The sequence below is a fragment of the Desulfosporosinus lacus DSM 15449 genome (genome assembly GCF_900129935.1).
GTDB classification, from domain to species: Bacteria; Bacillota; Desulfitobacteriia; order Desulfitobacteriales; family Desulfitobacteriaceae; genus Desulfosporosinus; species Desulfosporosinus lacus.
Genome location: NZ_FQXJ01000005.1, coordinates 341,030 through 355,916, shown reverse-complemented (window position 1 = coordinate 355,916; position 14,887 = coordinate 341,030). Strand labels below are relative to the sequence as shown.

At 42.2% G+C, this 14,887-nt stretch carries 15 protein-coding genes; 13 read left to right on the top strand and 2 right to left on the bottom strand.

Features of this window, described 5'->3' with window-relative positions:
* Window positions 1–39: 39 nt before the first annotated feature.
* From rny to BUB11_RS08695, 7 genes are all read left to right on the top strand, one after another.
* The gene (rny, locus tag BUB11_RS08725) at window positions 40–1,587 is read left to right on the top strand and encodes a ribonuclease Y (protein ID WP_073029372.1); all 1,548 of its coding nucleotides are present in this window, start codon (window positions 40–42) and stop codon (window positions 1,585–1,587) included.
* A gap of 185 nt (window positions 1,588–1,772) precedes the next feature.
* Window positions 1,773–2,273, top strand: a complete 501-nt coding sequence (locus BUB11_RS08720) for a hypothetical protein (protein WP_242947497.1) — start codon at window positions 1,773–1,775, stop codon at window positions 2,271–2,273.
* Between the two features lie 132 nt (window positions 2,274–2,405).
* Window positions 2,406–3,188, top strand: a complete 783-nt coding sequence (locus BUB11_RS08715; protein WP_073029370.1) for a TIGR00282 family metallophosphoesterase — start codon at window positions 2,406–2,408, stop codon at window positions 3,186–3,188.
* A 177-nt stretch (window positions 3,189–3,365) separates the two neighbouring features.
* Complete coding sequence (locus BUB11_RS08710) at window positions 3,366–3,626, top strand: stage V sporulation protein S (protein WP_073029369.1); 261 nt, start codon at window positions 3,366–3,368, stop codon at window positions 3,624–3,626.
* A gap of 237 nt (window positions 3,627–3,863) precedes the next feature.
* Window positions 3,864–4,814, top strand: coding sequence for a dipeptidase (locus BUB11_RS08705; protein ID WP_073029368.1), 951 nt, complete (start codon window positions 3,864–3,866; stop codon window positions 4,812–4,814).
* Between the two features lie 35 nt (window positions 4,815–4,849).
* Window positions 4,850–5,692, top strand: a complete 843-nt coding sequence (locus BUB11_RS08700; protein WP_073029367.1) for a PHP domain-containing protein — start codon at window positions 4,850–4,852, stop codon at window positions 5,690–5,692.
* Between the two features lie 105 nt (window positions 5,693–5,797).
* Window positions 5,798–6,064, top strand: a complete 267-nt coding sequence (locus BUB11_RS08695) for a translation initiation factor 2 (RefSeq protein ID WP_073029366.1) — start codon at window positions 5,798–5,800, stop codon at window positions 6,062–6,064.
* A gap of 32 nt (window positions 6,065–6,096) precedes the next feature.
* Here BUB11_RS08695 and BUB11_RS08690 read toward each other — a convergent pair whose 3' ends face one another.
* Window positions 6,097–6,597, bottom strand: coding sequence for an HD domain-containing protein (locus BUB11_RS08690; RefSeq protein WP_073029365.1), 501 nt, complete (start codon window positions 6,595–6,597; stop codon window positions 6,097–6,099).
* Between the two features lie 285 nt (window positions 6,598–6,882).
* Between BUB11_RS08690 and guaB the strand changes: the two genes are divergently transcribed.
* The 6 genes from guaB to BUB11_RS08660 all read left to right on the top strand — a co-directional run bounded on the left by guaB (window position 6,883) and on the right by BUB11_RS08660 (window position 13,263).
* On the top strand, window positions 6,883–8,334 hold the full coding sequence (gene guaB / locus BUB11_RS08685; RefSeq protein ID WP_073029364.1) for an IMP dehydrogenase: 1,452 nt from the start codon (window positions 6,883–6,885) through the stop codon (window positions 8,332–8,334).
* A 202-nt stretch (window positions 8,335–8,536) separates the two neighbouring features.
* Window positions 8,537–8,872 carry a hypothetical protein gene (locus BUB11_RS08680; protein WP_073029416.1) on the top strand — a complete coding sequence of 112 codons (336 nt, stop codon included), beginning with the start codon at window positions 8,537–8,539 and terminating at the stop codon, window positions 8,870–8,872.
* A gap of 7 nt (window positions 8,873–8,879) precedes the next feature.
* Window positions 8,880–10,037: a glycerate kinase family protein gene (locus BUB11_RS08675; RefSeq protein ID WP_073029363.1), complete on the top strand. Its 1,158-nt coding sequence runs from the start codon at window positions 8,880–8,882 to the stop codon at window positions 10,035–10,037.
* Between the two features lie 128 nt (window positions 10,038–10,165).
* The gene (locus tag BUB11_RS08670; protein ID WP_073029362.1) at window positions 10,166–10,747 is read left to right on the top strand and encodes a TetR/AcrR family transcriptional regulator; all 582 of its coding nucleotides are present in this window, start codon (window positions 10,166–10,168) and stop codon (window positions 10,745–10,747) included.
* A 90-nt stretch (window positions 10,748–10,837) separates the two neighbouring features.
* On the top strand, window positions 10,838–11,920 hold the full coding sequence (locus tag BUB11_RS08665; RefSeq protein ID WP_073029361.1) for a DmpA family aminopeptidase: 1,083 nt from the start codon (window positions 10,838–10,840) through the stop codon (window positions 11,918–11,920).
* A 95-nt stretch (window positions 11,921–12,015) separates the two neighbouring features.
* Window positions 12,016–13,263: a hypothetical protein gene (locus BUB11_RS08660; protein ID WP_073029360.1), complete on the top strand. Its 1,248-nt coding sequence runs from the start codon at window positions 12,016–12,018 to the stop codon at window positions 13,261–13,263.
* Here the strand turns inward: BUB11_RS08660 and BUB11_RS08655 are convergent.
* Window positions 13,241–14,353 carry a two-component system sensor histidine kinase NtrB gene (locus tag BUB11_RS08655; protein WP_242947496.1) on the bottom strand — a complete coding sequence of 371 codons (1,113 nt, stop codon included), beginning with the start codon at window positions 14,351–14,353 and terminating at the stop codon, window positions 13,241–13,243. The two genes, BUB11_RS08660 and BUB11_RS08655, sit on opposite strands and share 23 nt — an antisense overlap.
* Window positions 14,354–14,887: the final 534 nt, after the last annotated feature.

The following is a 14,887-nucleotide window of genomic DNA, read 5'->3' as shown; positions in this document are numbered from 1 at the left end:
AATAAAGTTAAAGTTTAAACAAAGGAGGTGTGTAGACGTATGATGGGACTAATTATTACCGGGTTAATCTCCGTATTAGTGGGATTAGGTTTAGGTGTCTTGGCAGGCTGGGTTTTTCGTAAGAATACTGCTGAAAAGAGTATCGGATCCGCGGAAGAAGAAGCAAAACGGATCGTTGAGAATGCTCATTCTGCAGCTGAAAGCAAGAAAAGAGAATCTGTCGTTGCGGCCAAAGAAGAAGTCATGCATATTCGCAATGAAGTAGAAAAGGAAACCCGAGAGCGACGTAACGAACTCCAACGGCTTGAACGACGCTTAGTCCAAAAAGAAGAGAGTCTAGACCGCAAAATTGAGTCATTGGAACGTAAAGAGGAAAACCTACACCGCAAAGAAAACGAAGTAGAACAGCTAAAAGAAGAGTTGAATCAAATTGTAGGCAAGGAACAAGCAGAACTTGAACGTTTGTCGGGCATGACCTCAGAAGAAGCTAAACAACTGTTGCTTAAACGTGTCGAAGAAGACGTTCGCTATGAATCGGCGATTCTAATTAAGGAAATTGAAACTCGTGCAAAAGAAGAAGCTGAGAAACGGGCAAAGAATATTATTGCCTTAGCAATACAGCGATGCGCGGCAGACCATGTTGCCGAAACGACGGTATCTGTTGTAGCATTGCCGAGTGACGAAATGAAAGGACGGATCATTGGTCGCGAGGGACGTAATATCCGTACTTTAGAAACCCTTACAGGGATTGATCTTATCATTGATGATACTCCCGAGGCCGTAATTTTATCGGGTTTTGATCCAATTCGCAGAGAGGTTGCGCGAATTGCTCTTGAAAAACTCATTGCAGATGGACGTATTCACCCAGCCCGAATTGAAGAGATGGTAGAAAAGGCTCAGAAGGAAGTTGATCAAAAGATTCGGGAAGAAGGGGAACAGGCAACCTTTGAAACAGGTGTGCATGGGTTGCACCCAGAATTAATTCGTTTGCTTGGCCGACTAAAATTCCGAACAAGTTATGGACAAAATGTCTTGAAGCACTCGACAGAAGTATCTCATCTAGCGGGATTAATGGCTGCGGAGTTGGGTGTTGATATTCAACTTGCTAAACGAGCTGGTCTGTTGCATGATATCGGCAAGGCTGTCGATCATGATATGGAAGGGACTCACGTGCAAATTGGAGTCGACTTGGCCAGAAAATACAAGGAATCCAGTGATGTTACCCATGCCATTGAAGCGCATCATAACGATGTTGAACCAAAAACCGTCGTTGCGGTACTTGTCGCTGCAGCCGATGCGGTTTCTGCGGCTCGGCCAGGAGCACGCAGAGAAACCCTTGAAACGTATATTAAGCGCTTACAAAAACTTGAGGAAATCGCTGAAAGTTTTGAAGGGGTTGAAAAGTGTTTTGCTATTCAAGCCGGACGGGAAGTTCGCATTATCGTTAAACCAGATAAAATTGATGATGTGCTAGCTCCACGCGTTGCTCGTGAGATTAGCAAGCGGATTGAAGAAGAACTTGAATATCCTGGACAAATCAAGGTTGTCGTCATCCGTGAGACTCGAGCAGTTGACTTCGCGAAATAATATTTAATAGTAAATATTTAATCAGGCGATCCTGTGGATCGCCTGATTTTTATATGCAGGGCATTATCCCATAAATGACCAGCTCACTTAAGCAGTATTTGAGCAGGAAATTGCAAGCCGATGCCGAATAGTTAAGAATGTTAGACAGCGTATAGAGAGGGCTGAAAACAAGGATGTTAAGTAATATGCAATATAAAGATGGAGGGCGTTTACAAGATGGAGTTGGGTTGCTAACCTCAATCTTGATGAGATATACCGAGGTAGGGTCAGTTCATTATTGGCGGGAACAACATGCCCTAAAGTTCACGTTCATGGTTACGCAACCCCAAGAAGTCAAATCTTTGCGTGAATTTCTAATACCGGCTTTGGAATTCTTTCATCAACTTGAGGGAATGAAGATGCGAGTCTTTGATATCGCCAGCCGGAGCGAGGAAGGCGTTTGTGTGATAACGATTACACGAGATGTTGACAGTATGTCTCAACGTGAAGTAGGACTTATCGTTGAACTTTTAAAGAGAAAATTTAAAAACCAGTTGGTCTATGATGAAATGTACCTGCCTGAAGATGAACAGATCTATCAAGAGGAAATGATAACCCAAATGCTGTCGTCGATTCAGAGTAATGATATAAATAAAAACGTTGTTGCATTGCGAGAAGAAGGTAAGGTCTTGGTGTTCAAGTCCTAGTTTCATTTATATATTAACTAATGTTCTAAGCCACAAAACTTTATAAAAACCCAGTTATTATCTTAATGAAATAATGGTATCCTATGTATATGGCTAAATAAAGTTTAGCCGTTGGGAAGGGGGAATACTTTTTTGCGAATACTATTTATTGGAGATATAGTAGGTAAGCCTGGAAGGGAAGCAATTAAAAAATTTTTAAAACCTCTACAGCTTGAGCATCAAATTGATGTAACCATTGCCAATGGTGAAAATGCAGCAGCTGGAAAAGGCTTAACAAAGGAAATCGCTGAAGAGCTTTATACCAATGGAATTCAATTTTTGACGATGGGTAATCATGTTTGGGATCAAAGAGAAATTATGAACTTCATTGATCGTGAACCCAGACTTATTCGACCAGCTAATTATCCAATAGGAGCACCTGGGCAAGGACACGGCTACATACGTACTATGGGTAAAAAAATTGGCATTCTAAATCTCTCTGGCCGAGTATTCTTACCACCTCTAGACGACCCTTTTAGTGGGGCAATACGCTGGATCAATCAGATCAAACAAGAAACTCCAATAGTTATTGTGGATTTCCATGCTGAGGCAACTTCTGAAAAGGTCGCTTTGGGCTGGTTCCTCGATGGTAAAGTTAGTGCGGTCCTGGGTACGCATACTCATATTCAGACTGCTGATGCACGCTTACTTCATCAAGGTACAGCTTACATAACTGATGTAGGTATGACTGGACCCAGGGACTCTGTTTTAGGAGTAAAGAAGGAAATTATTATTAATCGTTTTTTGACTCAACTTCCTGCGAAGTTTGAATTGGCAAGTGGTCCTATACAGTTGAATGCTGTGGTCTTGGATATTGATGAGGATACCGGAAGAACGCGTAAAATTAACACAATTCAAATGTTTGCTGAAGGTTGATTTCGATGTACGAATATATTGTGAAACGGGCTCGAATTACGCTGGAGCTTTCATACTTTAATAGAAATCTGAAAATTCTTTATCCGCAATAGAGGATTTTGTCTGCTTGCTCTCGAATACATATATTCTAAGTTGTGGTAATACTTGTAAATGAATTCGAGCAGGAGGATGTGTCTAATGGAAGTTTTAAAAGTCTCAGCAAAATCAAGCCCGAATGCGGTTGCAGGAGCTCTTGCGGGGGTACTTCGTGAAAAAGGCGGCGCCGAACTGCAAGCTATTGGCGCTGGTGCTTTAAACCAAGCTGTTAAGGCGGTTGCAATTGCACGCGGTTTTGTAGCTCCGAGTGGAGTCGATCTTATATGTATTCCAGCATTTACTGATGTAATAATTGAGGGAGAAGAGAGAACCGCCATTAAGTTGATAGTCCAGTCCCGATAAGGCGGTTTAAGGGCGAATGTATGATAACTCACCTGTTTGCTTAGGTCATAAGCAGACAGGTGTTTATTATACTGTCTGGAAAGTCCCTTCGCTTTCTACGGGGTGCCTTGCTATCCATGGCAGCACTCTAAGCTTGAACATCCATTTATAGAGTTAAGCCTGAGGGGATACTTGGTCATTTATGACCGACGATCCCTTCTCGCATGTTACTCTTTATGTATCTGAGGAGGCAGTTTTATGAATTCCTATATTGTTGACGGTCATTGTGACAGTTTAATCGATTTTGTCAAGGGTGAAAGGACATTGCTGGACCCTTCTGAAGGAGGGCATTGGGATACCACGCGCGCTAGAATGTCAGGAGTATCTCTTCAGTTTCTGGCCGCCTATATTGAGGCAGAACATAAGCCATTTATGGCCACAACCCGGGGACTGCAGCTAATAGAAGGAGCTAACCGATTTATAGCGGGTCATCCTGATCGGCTCTTTCCGATTCTAGGAAAGAAGGATCTCTCACTAATTCCTGACCCTGAGCGGACAGGGATTTTGCTAAGTGTAGAGGGCGGGGAAATTATAGGGCAAAACCTCTTTATGCTGGATATAATTTATCAATTGGGTGTTAGGGCTTTAGGATTAACTTGGAATCAACGCAATGAATTGGCAGATGGTGCTGATGAAGCAGATACCCAAAGCAGATTGACGAATTTAGGAAAACAAGTTGTTTCGCGAATGAATGAATTAGGCATGCTTATTGATGTTTCTCATCTTAATGAGGCTGGTTTCTGGCATGTGCTAGAATTATCGAAGGACCCTATTGTAGCATCACACTCATGTGCCAAGGCGTTATGCAATCATCCACGTAATTTAACAGATCAACAACTTCGCGCTCTGGCAAAGCATAAAAGCGTTGTCGGGGTGAATTTCTATCCGCAATTTTTAAAGGAAACCGGTATAGCAACGCGAGAAGATGTAGTTCGTCATATTTGCCATATTGCTGATGTTGCAGGGGTAGAAACGGTTGGATTAGGGTCGGATTTTGACGGAATTACTGAAGTTCCTGAGGGATTGGAGCATGTCGGAGATTATTGTTTTCTAATAGACGATTTAAGGAAAGCTGGGTTTTCAAATCAAGAAATTGATAAGATTTCGAGTCAGAACTTTATGCGAATACTCTTGAACGTGTTAAAATAGGTGGGGACAGTTAGCCGTAGAAATGGGGTTATAACATGACTTCACCATCGATTTTGTACGAAGCCGATTTACATTGTCATACAACTGAGTCTGACGGATTATTGACTCCCAGAGAACTTATTCGCTTAGCTGCAGATTTAGGCTTAAAAGGCATAGGCATCACAGATCATGATACTATTCAAGGATGGAGAGAAGCTGAAGAAGCAGGAGCTTACTATAAGATTCAGGTTCTTAGAGGAATAGAGCTTAATACGGATTGGCAGGGTAAAGAAGTTCATATCCTTGGATATGAGGTTGATAATACATCATGCTATTTGAATGACAAGCTGAGGAGTTTGCGTGACGCTCGAGAGCAACGTATGATAGAAATCCTGAAACGCTTGGCAACACAGGGAATATCCATTTGTGCAGATGAAGTCCGGAAATTGACAAAAGGGGAGTCTATCGGTCGTCCGCATATAGCCCAGGTACTGATAGAACGAGGTTTTGTAAAAAACATTAAAGAAGCGTTTGAGCGTTACATAGGGCTGGGAGCACCGGCTTACGTTCCGCGTTATAAGTTAACCACAGAAGAAGGCATCGAGTTAGTAAGACAAGCACATGGGATTCCTGTTCTTGCTCACCCTGGGATGCAACGATTAGATGAAGGAATTCCCGCCTGGGTTGAAGTTGGTCTCCAAGGAATCGAAGTTTTACATTCTGAGCATAAGTCAGACGATGTGAGCAGATACAGAGCCATTGCTCGACAGTATAAGTTACTCGTGACCGGGGGATCAGATTTTCATGGGGAAGCACGTAAACCTGGAGTTGAGCTTGGACGTTGGGGAGTACCCATTAGGGTCTTAGAGCAGATTCAAGCGTTAGCAAAACTTAATTAAGGTACAGTAGCTGCGAAAACAACTGAGTCTTTTTTTACTTAAGGTTTAAAATGCATTTTTCCGGCATACACTATTATTGTAGATAATGCCGGGGGGGCGTAAGATTTGAATTCAATAGACGAAATAAAGTTACTCAGGGATCGTGTCGGGGAATTAGAACAGCGTGTTGAACATTTAAGAGTAAGTCGTCGAGTGCTTATGAATTTGTTAGAGAAGGTTGAACGTGAAAAGGTGGCTTTAGTTCGCCACCTTGAAAAGGAAAATGTGCGCTTGCAACGAGATAATAAACGTTTCGCGAAATGGATATTTTCTAAAAACAGGGAGATAGTAGAACTCCAAGATAAAATGGAATCACCAGCTCAAAAAGCATGAGTTTGCCGCTTGGTGACTCATGCTTCTTAAAATTAATACATATTATCCGCTTGTTCCAGGATGCGGCCTAAATCTGTAGTAGGAGTATGATGTTCGCGGATTAAGAGACAAACAACAGAATTTAGCCCTGCCTTTTTCGCCAAGTATCCGCCCCACAAGGCGTGACGCTCATATACTTTCAGAGGGATTGAGAAGATAGAGGGACCTCTTTCAAAGTTAGACCATAAGAAGTGGGGCATTTTATTCATCAAGACTATATAAACCCTTTGCCAGAGGCGGATAGAGGCGACGGATTTCCCACAATCATGAAGGAGAGCAGCGGTAATTAAATCTTGAAATTCGTGAAAAGATATAGGGTTATTTGCTTTAATGATACTTTTAGCAACATCAATCGCATGTCGTTGCTCTGGCTTGGATTGCCGAAGAAAAAGTTTAGATGCCTCAGGGGATAAGTGATCTATTGCCCAGTCGATATCAGTTTGATTAAGATGAGGAAAGACAGCGCAGATGAATTGGTGTATTCGGTAGAACATTTTTTGCCTCCTTCTTTCCTATCATAATAACCCCAATCTTATTTTACAAGCTGAAAGAGTTTCTTATCCCGCAATGATGATGGCAAGAAGGACCTAAAACCAGTATTTATCAAACATGAACAAATGGGGAGGCATCACTTTTATCTAAGTGTATGCCTTTTATCTATAGAGTTTGAGAGATAAAATTGTTGGTGCATGAATATAGAACAAATATAGTAATTAAACATGTATTTTTATTATATTTCTGTTATACTAATTAGAAAACTATTGGGAAGGGAGCTAATCATGTCCAATCGTATTATCAATGAAGCGGCACTTACCTTTGATGATGTTCTTATTGTTCCGGCCAAATCTGAGGTGCTTCCTCGGGATGTCGACGTCAGCACATACTTAACGAAGAAGATTAAACTCAATATTCCCCTTATGAGCGCTGGTATGGACACTGTTACTGATTCTCGTATGGCGATTTCAATCGCGCGGGAAGGCGGAATAGGGATTATTCATAAAAATATGAGTATCAAACAACAAGCCTTAGAAGTCGATAAAGTTAAACGTTCTGAACATGGTGTAATCACGGATCCTATCTTTTTAAATCCAACCGATAGCATTATGCAAGCCTTGAAGCTGATGGAACGTTATAGAATTTCAGGGGTTCCGATTACCGTTGAGGGAAAACTGGTTGGAATACTGACAAACAGAGACCTGCGCTTCGAGAAAAACTTCAATCGACTAATATCCGAGGTTATGACAAAGACCAATTTGGTAACAGCTCCTGTCGGGACAACCCTTGAACATGCTCAAGAAATATTAGGACAACACAAGATTGAAAAGCTACCTATTGTTGATTCAGACGGTATGCTTAAGGGGCTTATCACGATTAAGGATATTGAAAAAGCACGTCAATATCCGAATTCTGCTCGAGATGAAGGCGGTCGATTAGTAGTAGGAGCAGCTGTAGGTGTTACTGCAGATACATTACAGCGTGCTGAGGCGTTGATTAAAGCTCGTGTTGATGTTATTGTACTAGATACCGCTCATGGACATTCCAGAGGGGTATTAGAAATGGTTAGAGTGTTAAAAGATCGTTTTCCTGAGACTCAGCTAATTGCTGGTAATGTAGCAACAGCTGACGCAACACGGGATCTGATTGAAGCGGGTGCTGATGGAATTAAGGTTGGAATCGGACCCGGATCCATTTGTACTACGCGAATAGTTGCCGGGATCGGAGTTCCTCAGATTACTGCGGTAATGGATTGTGCTGAAGAGGCAGAGAAATATGGTATTCCAGTTATCGCAGATGGAGGCATTAAATTCTCAGGTGATATAGTAAAAGCCTTGGCAGCCGGAGCTCGGATCGTGATGATTGGAAGTCTCTTTGCAGGCACTGAAGAGAGTCCTGGAGATTTAGAAATTTATCAGGGACGAAGTTTCAAAGTTTACCGGGGAATGGGATCAATAGGTGCCATGAAAGAGGGAAGCCGAGACCGTTATTTTCAAGAAAAGGATCAGAAGCTTGTTCCGGAGGGAATTGAAGGTCGCGTTCCATATAAAGGACCAGTATCTGAAACAATCTATCAAATGATTGGAGGACTGCGGGCAGGGATGGGGTATTGCGGAACAGCAAACATCGAAGCACTTCGGACTCAAACTAACTTCATCCGCATTACAGCTGCAGGACTAAGGGAAAGTCATCCTCACGATGTAACGATAACCAAGGAAGCGCCTAACTATAGTTGATAATCGTTGCTTTTAGTGAGTTGCCCTCTCTAATCCCCGTTTAATCTTATCGAGACTAATGTAATGAGTGATATTCAAATCATAAACTGGCGACTAGCGGCTATCAGAAATCGATCTATAGAATTGGGGAGAGAGTGTAACTCTCTCCCCAATTCTAGTAATGAGTTTTCAAGCGCAAGTTCTTAAAATTATGGGGGTACGAATGAATTTTGCTTTTTGGCGATATCAACTTATTTTAGGTTTACTCTTTATTTTTTGGGTTGATTTTTTTGTTTCAGGTGGCTTACTTAATCAGGTGGCGTTCAATTTTGCTATCTTTTATCCGCTTGGTTTTTTGGTAGGGTATCGTCGGAAATATGAGAATCTGGGTTCTGCATACCTGGCTGCCTTTGTATTTAACCTTTTATCTTATTTAATGGCTTACCTTGTTGATGTTCCCATTGAAAGTTGGACAATAGTCGTTTTAGATTTCACCAGTCTTGTCGCTTTTCTTAACATTGGTATGTATATTGGGCGACGCGCTCAATCTAAGGAGTGAAAAAATAATGAGAATTGTCATTGCACCAGACTCATTTAAGGGTTGCCTGAACGCCTTAGGCGTTGCCCAAGCTATGCGAAAAGGGGTACAACGGGTCTACCCAGAAAGTATAGTTGAGATGATCCCAATGGCAGATGGCGGAGAAGGCACGGTTGAAGCAATGCTTAGTTCAGTTCCTGGAGTGGAGGTCAAGGTAAATACAACTGATCCTCTTGGACGCCCAATAGAGGCAACCTACGGTCTCATAGACAATGGTTTGACCGCTATCATTGAAATGGCCGCAGCTTCAGGTTTAACTCTCTTATCGAACGAGGAAAAACGCCCTCGCATAACCTCTACCTATGGAACAGGTTTGCTTATTCAGGACGCGCTGGAACGTGGGGTGAATAAAATTCTTCTCGGTATAGGCGGGAGTGCAACTAATGACGGAGGAGCAGGCCTTGCTGTTGCGTTAGGAGTGAAGTTGCTGGATTCCCAAGGCAAGCAGTTGCCTCCGGGAGGAGCGGCACTTGCCTCTCTAAGCAGTATAGATATGTCAGAAATTAATCCTCAGTTATCAAAGGTGAAGATCGAGGTGGCTTGTGATGTTCAAAATCCCCTTTGTGGTCCGGAGGGTGCCAGCGCCGTTTATGGTCCGCAAAAAGGTGCAAGTCCTGAAGATGTCAAGGTGCTGGATGCCGCTTTAAATACTTTAGGAGAACGTCTGAGTGCTGTTACAGGTACAAAACTGTTAGAGCTGGCCGGTGGTGGAGCTGCAGGAGGACTGGGAGCAGGTGCCGTCGGTTTTTTGGGAGCACAACTGAGAGCAGGGTCACAAATAATTCTGGAAGTATCCAACGCTGATGAAAAAATTAAGTGCGCTGATTTGGTACTAACAGGCGAAGGAAGAACTGATTTTCAGACGGCGTACGGTAAAGTTCCAGTAGGGGTTGCAGCCTTGGCGAAAAAGCACAATGTGCCTGTTTTGGTTATCTCGGGATCAGTGGAGGGGCCACCGGATGTTTTCTTCGCCCAAGGAATCCAAAGTTGCTTTAGTGTTTCTGAAGGTCCCGGAACCTTAAAAGAAGCCTTTGCGAAAGCTCAAGAACAATTGGAACGTGCAGTCTGGAGGATCTTGACGGTATGGAAACTGGGATCTGAGTCCGCAGAGAGAAAAAAGATCTAAGTACGTGTTTTGAAATAACTTAAAAAAGAAGACAACCCCCTACGGAAAAGAAGGAAAATAATGGAAGTTGTAGAATAGGTGATAAAGGCTTATTATCGGCTGACATTGCAACGCAAAGGGGGGGGAAGATGACTGAGTTGTCCCGTAGAGAGAGAAAGAAAAAAGAAACTCGCGAAAAGATATTCTCTAATGCTATGCAACTATTTCGTGCGCAAGGATTTTCTGCCACGTCTGTTGAACAGATTACCCAGCAGGCTGACGTTGGGAAAGGAACGTTCTATAATTACTTTCCTACTAAAGAAGCCGTTATTAAAGAGTTTTCAAGGCGTTCCTGGCAAGATCTTACCAATAGGGGACATAAAAAACCCAGTTTGTGTACACGGCAACGATTAAGTACCCTGCTTCAAGATTGGGCAGAATTTATGATTAAGGATCGTGAAATCGCCTGGGTTACAGTTCGGAGTCGTGAAGGTACTGATTATGATATGAGCTTGCACTATGGGTTGTTAGCTATTCTGACGGTTGGGCAACAAAATGGCGAAATCAGCAGTGAGTTTGATCCTGCATTTTTAGCGGAAAGCCTAGAAGGAATGATGGTTCAACATTTTATTCGTTGGTTTGTTTCTGGGAGTGGGGATTTGCATGAAGAGTTAAACCATGCACTATCAGTCTTTTTAGATGGCCTTACGGAAAAGAAGTGGGAGGCCTGACAGAAAGAATTTAAGATTTCACCCTAATTTTAAAGTTTTTACTCATATCCCTCTGTTGTATCCCATAGAGTTACAACGGAGGGGTTTTTGATGCAAGAAAGAAGTTCGCCAAGGGATTTAGGACTATGGATGGGTCAGATGCCAGTCGGTGTAAATAACGATATTACAGATGTACCCGGAGTGCGAGTCGGTCATTTATCCTTAATTCAGGGAGTTGGACCTTTAATTTCTCACGGGAAGGGTCCTGTCAGAACAGGGGTAACAGCAATTTTGCCTCGGCCTGATAATCTTTATCGTCAACCATGTAACGCAGGGATAGAGGTTATAAATGGCTACGGAAAGTCTCTTGGAGTTCCTTATATTCAAGAGACGGGGATCTTAAATTCTCCGATTCTCTTAACGAACACCCTTAGCGTAAATGACGTTGCAAATGGAGTTATCACCTATTTGTTACAGCAAAATCCTGAAATCGGCAATGATGCACGAACCCCAAATATTGTTGTCATGGAATGTGACGATTCTTACCTAAATGACATTAGGGGGCGTCATGTTAAATCATGGGATGCAATACTTGCGCTTCAGCGTGCCGCAAAGGGCCCGATTGAGCAGGGGAATGTCGGTGCGGGGGTTGGTATGTCTTCTTTTCAAATGAAAGGAGGAATCGGGAGTTCTTCACGGCTCGTTCAAGATCAAAGTGGCCGGAGTTATGTACTGGGAATGTTGGCCTTGGCAAACTTTGGAGTATTTGAGGACTTTCTTTTAGCTGGTGTTCCAGTCGGTAAATTATCATCTCGCCAACCGTTGGGTTATGTCCCTGGTTCGTTGATTCTCGTAGGAATTACTGATGCTCCCTTATCGCGTTGGCAATTAAAACAATTAGCGGGCAGAGCAAGTTTGGGAATGGCGCGTACTGGGGCAATCTCAATGCAGGGCAGTGGAGATTTTTGCCTAATGGTCAGTAATAATGTTAATCATCAAAACAATTTCTTGTCAGACTGGGATTTAGATTCTTTTTTTAGAGCAGTGGTGGAAGCAAGTGCAGAAAGCATTTGGAACTCTATGTTTTTTGCTCAAACAATGGAAGGGCGTGACGGGCATATCCGGTACGCTCTCCCAATCAAGGAAACAATGCAACTTGTCCGCAATTGGCAAGGTGGGCTTAGAAGTCATTAGTATTTATTGACGGATATAAACGATGATTATTTGTCATGATCTTCGTACTTAGCGCGTAAACATCCTTATGGAGAAAAGCTAAGGGAGGGTCATTGTTGAGCATTACCTGGAATATAATCTGGGAATCACATCCTGACGTATTTATTGTTAAGGATTGGAAAGAGTACCCGGAAGACAAAAAGAGATCAAGTCGTCTTCCTCTTCAGTATGCTTATTTTATGGGCGGAGAGACGACTTTAAGAGTAGGGATTATTGCTTGTTCCTCGATAATTCGCGAGGAAGAGTTTCTTTTGGCAGGTCTGTTATGGGGACACCGACTTAGCAATGGCGCGAAGACAGTGATATATTATGTTGCTCCCGATTTTTCAAAGCCCTTTTTAACAGGACTCTCAAAAATCGGGGGAACAATTGATGCAAGAGCGGTATATTGGCGTGAAAAGCTGACGCCCAGTTTATACCCCATTCCAGGGAAGCAACTGCTTAGTCGTTCCAGATATGCCTTAGGGGAAGAACGACCAGATTGGAAACGCTGGGGAGCAGGCCTTAATCCAGTGGCCAGACAACAATTGATAACGGTTAAGGATTTTTTTGGTAATTTAGCAAGTCGTGGAGTGCAGTTACTGGTAAAAAATCAATCTATTAATGTCGTTTGGGGAAACTTTGAAATCGCAGAAGTCCGCCGCAAAGGTAAGAAATTCGAACTATGTACTAAATTAAAGTGGCTTAAGTCGAAGGAGCATATGCTGAAGTGGCAAAAACAGGGGTGGGTTGATTCTTCAGGATCGTTAAACACTGGTTTCTGTGCCACAATCCTAGATATTTTGGATTATCTTGAAGCTTTGGAGCAAGAAGGTAAACTCCGCCCTCAAGATCTCCTTGCTTCGTTACTTTATAAGGGGGAAGGAGCCTTAAAAATGCTCTGGGGGAGTCCGTGGGCATGGCCGTGGTTGCCTAAAGAGCGAGGTGAAAATTCCGTTATAGAGTTTGAAGAGTGGTCTTTTTTCCAAGGAAATGGACAACTAAGTGTTGTATGCCCAATATTTGAAAAGCCGCTTTTAAAGGGTGTACGGAGTATTTTGTTGGCATCTGTGTTAGAACGAAGCCTGCTTTTAGTGAGTGCCAAAGATGATCAAGGGAATCCTTTAGTCTGGGATGGCCGAGTACACTGGCTAACGACACTAGGCAAGGAAGAAGAGCTTCGTCGTTGCTACAGTTGGTTGAATGATCCAGGCAAGTTTCCAATTTGGACGTTACCCGAAAATTGGCAGGAAAATGGAATTTATGAACTGAACTGTCAAAGTAATTATTTGAACCATTCCCTTATGCAGAAAGGGTACCTGTAAAATTAGACAAACTAGGAAAATCAATCGTGACTTCGGTTCCTGTAGAGGAAGACGAGTCGGAAAAATAAAGCTTACCATGATGGGTGAGAATGATTTGTTGAGCAATGGTTAAACCTAACCCAGTGCCTTCCTTATGTGTAGTGAAAAATGGGTCAAGAATTCGTTGACGCAGGTTTTCTGGAATACCCGGTCCGTCATCGATGATATTGACGCTTACACACGATTCCTCTTCTCTTAAGCGAATAATAACGTTTCCTCCTTTTGGAGAGGCTTCAATTGCGTTATTAAGAATGGATAACAATGCCTGGAGGAGTTGTTCACGGTCGCCCATTATATAGACCGGATGTGAGGGGGATTCCAGAATAAGGTTAACGCCTTGCTTATGGAGGAGGGTTTGAATTGCTTGAGTCATTGAGGGAATGGCTTCTGCAAGGTTAAGTCTCTCTAAATGAGGTGCGGAAGGATTAGTTAAAAGGATGAAGTTATTAAGTAACTGATCAATGGTTTGAATTTCATCGAGAATAAGTTGTTGGTAAGGACGAAATGATTCCGGCCATTGATCAGGGGTTATCAGTTGCATAAAACCTTTGATCGTCGTCATCGGATTGCGGATTTCATGAGCTAAACCCGCAGAAACTTGACTGACAATCGAGAGCTTTTCAACTTGTAATTCAGATTCTAAACGTTTTTTTGCTTCACTGATATCAAATAGTGTTACAAGTATTCCAGATGGGTTGTTATGGTCCAGTAATGGACGAGTACGGAATTTTAGCTGCTTGACAATCCCTTTTTGTGTCCAGGTAAAATCACCATTCTCAGGAACGTTGGAAGGATGAGGATTTGGTAAGATGCCTAGAACATCATAGATAGGTTTACCAACTAAATAGGACTCAGGCAATGATAATAGAAAGGACGATTGAGAATTTAATTCTAGAATAGTCCCCGTATCATCTAATAAGATAACCGCTTCACGAGTATAGTCAACTGTCTGAACTAAAGGTGGATTCTGTCGCAGAAGTGCACGCATTGTTTTGAGGTGTCGTTGATGAAGTATGCGTTCTTGTTTTTCCTTCCGGTCAAAGAGAACCATTATAACAAGCAGGAAAGTGATGTGAACTAATAGTAACGGACTTGACGAAAGGATAGGATTTGTATAAGAGACTACTAAGACTATAGTGGCGAATATGACCCAAACTTTTCCCCAAGTAGTAAACAAAAGTTCGAACCATATGATGAGGATGATAAATGGGATAAACTTCAGGGTTATGTGCAAGGAGTCGGGTAAGAATAAGATATCACATAATACAATGGTTATTATAAATAAAACAGATAGAAAGATCAAAGCTTTTTGTCGCTGGAAAGAACGAAAACGTAATTTTAGGGGAACCACATTGATAATCTCCTTCCAAAAACTACTATATGCAACACACTGACATAGTTTATCATAAGAAGGCGCAAAAAATTGTAAGAAAAAGGAGATTTAATAATTTGTAGAACTAGTCTAAAGCGGCCTATAAACCCAATAATCTAGAATTTAGTTTAAAAAAGATATTTCAAAATCCGACAATCAAATAACACAGATCAAATATTAAAATCTGAAATATTTTCCCTTGAACTAAATACT

Excerpts from the sequence above, each read along its gene's own strand:
- BUB11_RS08680 (WP_073029416.1), top strand. The coding sequence starts at position 8,537 with ATGAATTTTGCTTTTTGGCGATATCAACTTATTTTAGGTTTACTCTTT.
- BUB11_RS08655 (WP_242947496.1), bottom strand. The coding sequence starts at position 14,353 with ATGGTTCTCTTTGACCGGAAGGAAAAACAAGAACGCATACTTCATCAA.
- BUB11_RS08665 (WP_073029361.1), top strand. The coding sequence starts at position 10,838 with ATGCAAGAAAGAAGTTCGCCAAGGGATTTAGGACTATGGATGGGTCAG.
- rny (WP_073029372.1), top strand. The coding sequence starts at position 40 with ATGATGGGACTAATTATTACCGGGTTAATCTCCGTATTAGTGGGATTA.
- BUB11_RS08710 (WP_073029369.1), top strand. The coding sequence starts at position 3,366 with ATGGAAGTTTTAAAAGTCTCAGCAAAATCAAGCCCGAATGCGGTTGCA.
- BUB11_RS08675 (WP_073029363.1), top strand. The coding sequence starts at position 8,880 with ATGAGAATTGTCATTGCACCAGACTCATTTAAGGGTTGCCTGAACGCC.
- BUB11_RS08690 (WP_073029365.1), bottom strand. The coding sequence starts at position 6,597 with ATGTTCTACCGAATACACCAATTCATCTGCGCTGTCTTTCCTCATCTT.
- BUB11_RS08700 (WP_073029367.1), top strand. The coding sequence starts at position 4,850 with ATGACTTCACCATCGATTTTGTACGAAGCCGATTTACATTGTCATACA.
- BUB11_RS08705 (WP_073029368.1), top strand. The coding sequence starts at position 3,864 with ATGAATTCCTATATTGTTGACGGTCATTGTGACAGTTTAATCGATTTT.
- BUB11_RS08670 (WP_073029362.1), top strand. The coding sequence starts at position 10,166 with ATGACTGAGTTGTCCCGTAGAGAGAGAAAGAAAAAAGAAACTCGCGAA.
- guaB (WP_073029364.1), top strand. The coding sequence starts at position 6,883 with ATGTCCAATCGTATTATCAATGAAGCGGCACTTACCTTTGATGATGTT.
- BUB11_RS08720 (WP_242947497.1), top strand. The coding sequence starts at position 1,773 with ATGCAATATAAAGATGGAGGGCGTTTACAAGATGGAGTTGGGTTGCTA.